The organism is Geodermatophilus obscurus (assembly GCF_900143215.1).
Taxonomy (GTDB): domain Bacteria; phylum Actinomycetota; class Actinomycetes; order Mycobacteriales; family Geodermatophilaceae; genus Geodermatophilus; species Geodermatophilus obscurus_A.
In genome coordinates this window covers 1-5484 of record NZ_FRDM01000076.1, presented here as the reverse complement: position 1 = coordinate 5484, position 5484 = coordinate 1, and the positions used below count along the sequence as shown (strand labels likewise).

Genomic DNA, 5484 nt, shown 5'->3' with positions numbered 1-5484 from the left:
GACCGATGAACCATGCGGACCCGTCATCATCCGGCGAGGTGAGCTTCATCGGTCCTTGAGAGGAGCTGATCGTGTCGGACGCAGCACACCTCGGTCTCCTCGGAGGATTCGAATGTACGTACGCCGGAAACAAGATCGTCTTGCCGCTCGGTGCGCAGCGGCTGCTAGCGCTACTTGCGCTGCGTGGGAGCGGGATGCATCGCGTTGGTGCGGCCGAGCGCCTCTGGCCTAACAGCTCACCCGGCCGCGCGGCGGGCAACCTGCGGTCGGCGCTCTGGCGGAGCCGGCGGATAGGGGAGACCACCCTCATCGAGTGTGTCGGCCCCCGGCTTCGTCTGGCGCCGTCGGTGTGCGTCGACCTCCGGCATATCTACTGCCAAGTTCAAGGTGCCTTGAAGGGCCAACCCGTCGCGGCCGACCGAAACAGCGAGGGCCTAGTCGCGGCCTTGAGCCTGGAACTGTTGCCTGACTGGACTGACGACTGGCTCGTGATGGAACGAGACCGCTGGGACCAGGTGCGCCTGCACGCACTGGAGGGTGTGGCCAAGGGGTTTCTGTCCCAGGAGCAGTACTTGGATGCCCTGCAGGCCGCGCTCGCGGCAGTAGCTGTCGAGCCCATCCGGGAGGCCGCCCATCGAATTGTGATCGAAGTTCATCTCGCCGAGGGCAACGCGGGATCAGCGCTCCAGCACTACCAGCGCTTTCGAGCGTACCTGCATCGTGAACTCGGCGTCGCGCCCTCGCCGCGCATGACCCAGCTGGCCAACACGCTTCTGCCCTCATAAACGCCAAGGAGGCAGCCACGGATGACGATCTTGAGATGACGCAGCGGCCTAGAACTGCCGTCTTCCTCGCGCGAGCCTGGTGGGAGGAGGGGCAGTTCCGTGCGCGGATTACCTACTGCCTGGACATTCAGGCCGGGCCCGCTGCCGAGACACGGATCGTCACCGCCGACCCCGCCGAAGCCCGCCAGCATCTCGCGACCTGGCTGGACCAGTTCACGACAGCGGCGTCGTCATGAGCCGCTCGTCGTCATGAGGCGCTCCATGATGTTCCCTCCTTCTGACGGAGCCCGACGTGGTGCGGGTCGTCCGGCGACGACGCTCCCCATGCTGCCCTCAGCGTGGGACGGGCGCGTCTTTGCTCCCGTCGGTCGGGGGATAACCGATCGACATTGAAAGGGATCAAGAGATGTCACAGTTGCCGCCTGAGTACCTGGACACGAGAACCCCGCCAGACGTCGTGGTTACCGACGTGCAGCGAAAGAGCATCCAGGACTCGACGCTAGGGGTCGAGCTGGCGCCCCCGCAGGCGGACGTCCCGCCCCCACCAGCTAGTCCTGTGCACCCCGTTGTGGCCGTCGGGGATTCACTCACCCATGGCATGTTAAGCGGAGCTGTGTGGCGAACCGACCTGTCGTGGCCTGCAATCGTCGTTAGATCCCTCGGTGCCCGAATTGTAATCCCCACCTACGGTGGCCCACTCGGCGGGCTGCCATTCAACATCGAGGGTCTGCTACGTGCGCTTCAGGAGCGATTGGGCGAGGGGCTCAATCCCTTTGAGGCACTGGCACTTCCGGTCGTTCTGCAGCAGCTCGCCGACGAGAACGAGGATTGGTGGGAAAGTGGGCGCGGCAGCAGGCCGCCGCGCATGGACCTACGCTACGAGAACCTGGGCATCTATGGTTGGGACGTCCGGGACTGCCTGTCCTACACCGGGGGGCGCGCTGCAACACGTATCGGAGCGAGACCAGCGCATGACGATCTACTCGGCGCAGTCCCGTCCAACGACAATGACATCGCCGCGTGGTCAGTCCTTGCGCCCTTCGGCGTCGCATCAGCACAAATTGACTGCGCGGCATGGCACGGACGGAATGGCGGCATTGACACGCTGGTCATCGCGCTTGGCGCTAACAACGCGCTACGGTCGGTGGTTGATAAGAAGGTCATGTGGACCGACACAGGATTTGATGACCTCGACCGCAAGGGAATGTACAACGTTTGGCGGCCGAGCCACTTCGCCACGGAGTTCGGCCAGCTTGTCCATGCCGTTGAAGCGATAAGTGCGCGGCGCGTCGTGCTCGCCACCGTCCCTCATGTCACCATTGCACCAATTGCCAAGGGAGTGAACTCGGAAGCTCCAGGGAAAAAGTGGCGCGCTGGCTCACGGTACTTTCCCTACTACACCGATCCATGGATCGACGAGGACAACTTCAGGCCCACGAAGCATCGCCACCTTACTCACCAGCAGGCACGGGCCGTCGACTCGGCGATCGATCAGTACAACGAGACGATTGTGGAGGCAGTCCGCCAAGCGCGTAGGCGAGGCCGCGACTGGTTGCTCTTCGACTTGTGCGGTCTATTGGACGGGCTCGCGTACCGTCGCTTCGTAACGGATGCCGAAGCCGCCTCACGCAATGGCTGGCGGCCCTATGAGCTGCCTGCTCCGCTTGCGGATCTCGACACTCGGTTCTTCCGATCCAACCAGACGGGCAGACTGCAGGGAGGTTTGTTCGGGCTCGACGGCGTGCATCCCACAACCTCCGGCTACGGAATCATCGCGGCGGAACTCCTCAAGATCCTCACAGTAGCCGGGCTTGCCGTGGAGCCCGTTGACTTTGCTGCACTGCGGCGGCTCGACACGCTTAACGAGGACCCGCCTGCGCTCACGACTACGGCCTTCGATCTAGCCGCTCCATTTCTCACCCGTCTAATCTCGCGGCCGAGGGGGTAACTCTGTGGCCGTCGGGACCTCAGGGCCGCGTCAAAGTCGTCGTGCAGGCATCTGAGCTGCGTGGATGCCGCCGAGGACGAGCTGCGTCGAGGAGTCAACATGGCGGTGCTGTCCGGCGCAACGAACCGCCAGGCCACTCTGACCTGGCCGGAAGGCCGGTGCTGACCTTGCAGGTAGGGGCGCCATAGGGGCGGCACAGTCCGCAGAGTTGGGCGAGGCGAGGCCCGCAGAGATCACAGACGAGGTCGATGGCGAAGTTTGCGGTGTTCTCACAACGCTCTCCCCACGCGAGAACCCCGGGACAGGAGCGAGTATGAGTCAGGACCCTGGCGGCGGAATCGTTGTCCGCCCCGACGATGGCGCCCGGGTGCGCGGGATGGAGATGGTCCATAAGGTGGACGCGGGCCGTCTCGAGGGCGGTCTGCTCGTCATGGAGGGCGGGCTCGCTCCTGGTGGGCTCATCCCGCCGCACACCCATACCCGCGAAGACGAGTGTTCCTACGTCATCGCGGGAGAGGTGATGTTCCAGGTCGGCGAGGACATCGTCACAGCCACTCCCGGTAGCTACGTCATCAAGCCTCGTGGCGTACCGCATGCTTTCTGGAACTGCGGCAGTGAGCCTGCCCGGGTGATGGAGCTTCACGTGCCCGCCACTTTCGCCCGCTACTACGACGAGGTCGGCGCCATCTTCGCCGACTCGTCGATGACTGAACACGAGCGACGTGAGGCTCTGGAAGCGCACCACGCCCGCTACGGCGTGACCTTTCACTGGGACCGCGTTCCTGAGCTCGTCGACCGCTATGGCGTCAAGCCGTGAGCGCCGGAAGACCTCGGTGACCGATGGCCGCCTCCCCGTGGGCTCCCGCCGACGGGGATCCGAGACTGTCGTCCGCTCCTGCACCAGGATGGTCAAGTCGGCCGAAGACAGCCGACCGGATGGCAGTCCGCCTTAACTCCAGCTCAGATCCTTAGCCACCGGCTTTGCAGGGCCCCTGGGGGTCTCAAGTTGCTCGGCGACCGGTGCGCCAGACCTCCGCGAGGTTCCGCGTTTGGGTGATGTCGCGTTCGGGGTCGCCCTGAACTAGGACGAGGTCTGCTCGCATCCCTGGGGCGATCGTGCCTCGGTCGGCGAGGCCGAACGCGGCGGCTGGGGCACTGGTCGCCGCGGCCAGGGCCGCGGCCGACGGCAGGCCGGCCTGCACCAGCAGGTGAAGCTCGTCATGCAGGCTGACACCGTGGGCGGTGCCCGGGCTGGACGCATCGGTTCCGGCGAGCAGCCGCAGACCTACCCGGTGCAGCTGGGCAACGGTGGACATCGCGTGGTTCAGGTCGGCTAGTGCGCCCGGCCCGCCCGGGAAGTCCATCTCCAGCATGGCTCGCTGGCGGGGGTCCAGGGCCGGCCCGAGGTGGGGGTCGGCGGCCAGGGCGTGGCCGCGGCTGCGCCCCGCGCGGGCGGCGAGCGAGGTGAGCGTGGGAATCACGAACACGTCGCGCTGCACGGCGGCGTCGAGGAACTGCGGGGAGAGCGGCTCATCCAGGAAAAGATGGGCTAGTCCGTCGACGCCTGTGCTGACGGCGACTAGCGCGTGCGCCTGCGTGAGGGTGTGCGCGACGACGAGCAGGCCCTGTGCGTGCGCCGCCTGGACCAGCGCCCGCACCGTGTCGACGGTCAGCGTGGGGCAGGGATGCCCGGTGGTGGTGCCGTCCTCGAGTATCACCTTGAGGAATTGGGAGCCTTCGGCGACCCGAGCCGCGACGAAGGCCTCGGCCTGCTCGGGGCCTGCCACCGTGGGGAATGGCGCCAACAGGCCTTGCTGGACCAGCCGGGTCGGATGCCCACCGGGAGCGGTGGCTCCGATGCCGGCCGAGCGCAAATCGGCTGCGCTCGGATCGGATGACGCCTGCTGGCGCAGCGACTCGACCAGGCTGGGGTCGGCGAACATGTCCAGTTCCGTGGTGACTCCCGACCGCAGCGCCGCCTGCAGCGTGCCGGGAAAGACGTGCACGTGTGCGTCGATCAGACCGGGCAGGACGGTGCCACCGCGGGCCTCGACGACCGGCACGCCCGCGGGCGGGGTCAGCCGGACGTCCAGGGCGGCGATGCGCCCCTCGATCACCAGCAGGCAGCTACGGGGCAGGAAGCGGTGCCCGTCGAAGAGCTTGGCTCCCACGATGAGAAAGCTGTCCGGCAACAGCGCCACCCCATCCTTTCCGCACCCCGACGCTATCGGCGCGGTCGACTTGCAGCACCCCAAGCCGAAGCTCGGGCTGAGGTTCGTCGCTCAGGACCGGCGGAGCACCTCGGCGAGCTTGTACGCCGGGGATCGGTCGAGGTTGTGCCGGCCGCGGTCGTAGCGCCGCGTCGTGCGCGGATCGGCATGACCGAGGGCGTCCTGCACGTCCTGGAGCGGCACCCCGCGGGAGAGCGCTTCGGTGGCGAAGGCGTGGCGGAAGGTGTGCGGCTTGGTGAGATCGGCCGACGCGACGCCGGCGGCGTGGGCGAGGCGGCGCAGCTGGGAGTGGACGCTGCGGTAGGGGTAGCGGCCGGTGCCGTCGTGGTTGAGGAAGATCGGTCCGCTGGTGCGCTCGCCGATGAGGGTGTCGAGGGCCCGGATGGCCGGCGCAGGGAGCACCGCGGAGGCGATCTTGCCGCCCTTGCGGCGGATGCGCAGCACCCGGTGGCCGTGGTCGGTGCGGTAGTCGCGGACGTCGGCGCCGAGCACCTCGGCGATGCGCGAGCCGGTGAAGAAC

The 5484-nt window shown here is 66.9% G+C and carries 6 protein-coding genes; 4 read left to right on the top strand and 2 right to left on the bottom strand.

The annotated features are described in order from the left end of the window. The first annotated feature begins 71 nt into the window (after positions 1 to 71). The 4 genes from BUB17_RS24810 (at position 72) to BUB17_RS24795 (ending at position 3550) form a co-directional block, all read left to right on the top strand. Positions 72 to 785: an AfsR/SARP family transcriptional regulator gene (locus tag BUB17_RS24810; protein ID WP_083606599.1), complete on the top strand. Its 714-nt coding sequence runs from the start codon at positions 72 to 74 to the stop codon at positions 783 to 785. 35 nt (positions 786 to 820) lie between these two features. Continuing rightward, entirely contained in the window at positions 821 to 1021 is a 201-nt protein-coding gene (locus BUB17_RS24805; protein ID WP_072921464.1) for a hypothetical protein, read from the top strand. 515 nt (positions 1022 to 1536) lie between these two features. Next, entirely contained in the window at positions 1537 to 2733 is a 1197-nt protein-coding gene (locus BUB17_RS26440; RefSeq protein ID WP_141243205.1) for a hypothetical protein, read from the top strand. 313 nt (positions 2734 to 3046) lie between these two features. Then, positions 3047 to 3550 (top strand): cupin domain-containing protein, encoded by a 504-nt coding sequence (locus BUB17_RS24795; protein ID WP_072921460.1) that lies wholly within the window; start codon positions 3047 to 3049, stop codon positions 3548 to 3550. Between the two features lie 184 nt (positions 3551 to 3734). On the opposite strand, the gene BUB17_RS24790 is transcribed toward BUB17_RS24795, so the two are convergent. Continuing rightward, positions 3735 to 4934: an amidohydrolase family protein gene (locus BUB17_RS24790; RefSeq protein ID WP_208983678.1), complete on the bottom strand. Its 1200-nt coding sequence runs from the start codon at positions 4932 to 4934 to the stop codon at positions 3735 to 3737. A gap of 81 nt (positions 4935 to 5015) precedes the next feature. Then, positions 5016 to 5484, bottom strand: a 469-nt coding sequence (locus BUB17_RS24785) for a tyrosine-type recombinase/integrase (RefSeq protein ID WP_141243203.1), incomplete at its 5' end; no start/stop codon positions are given.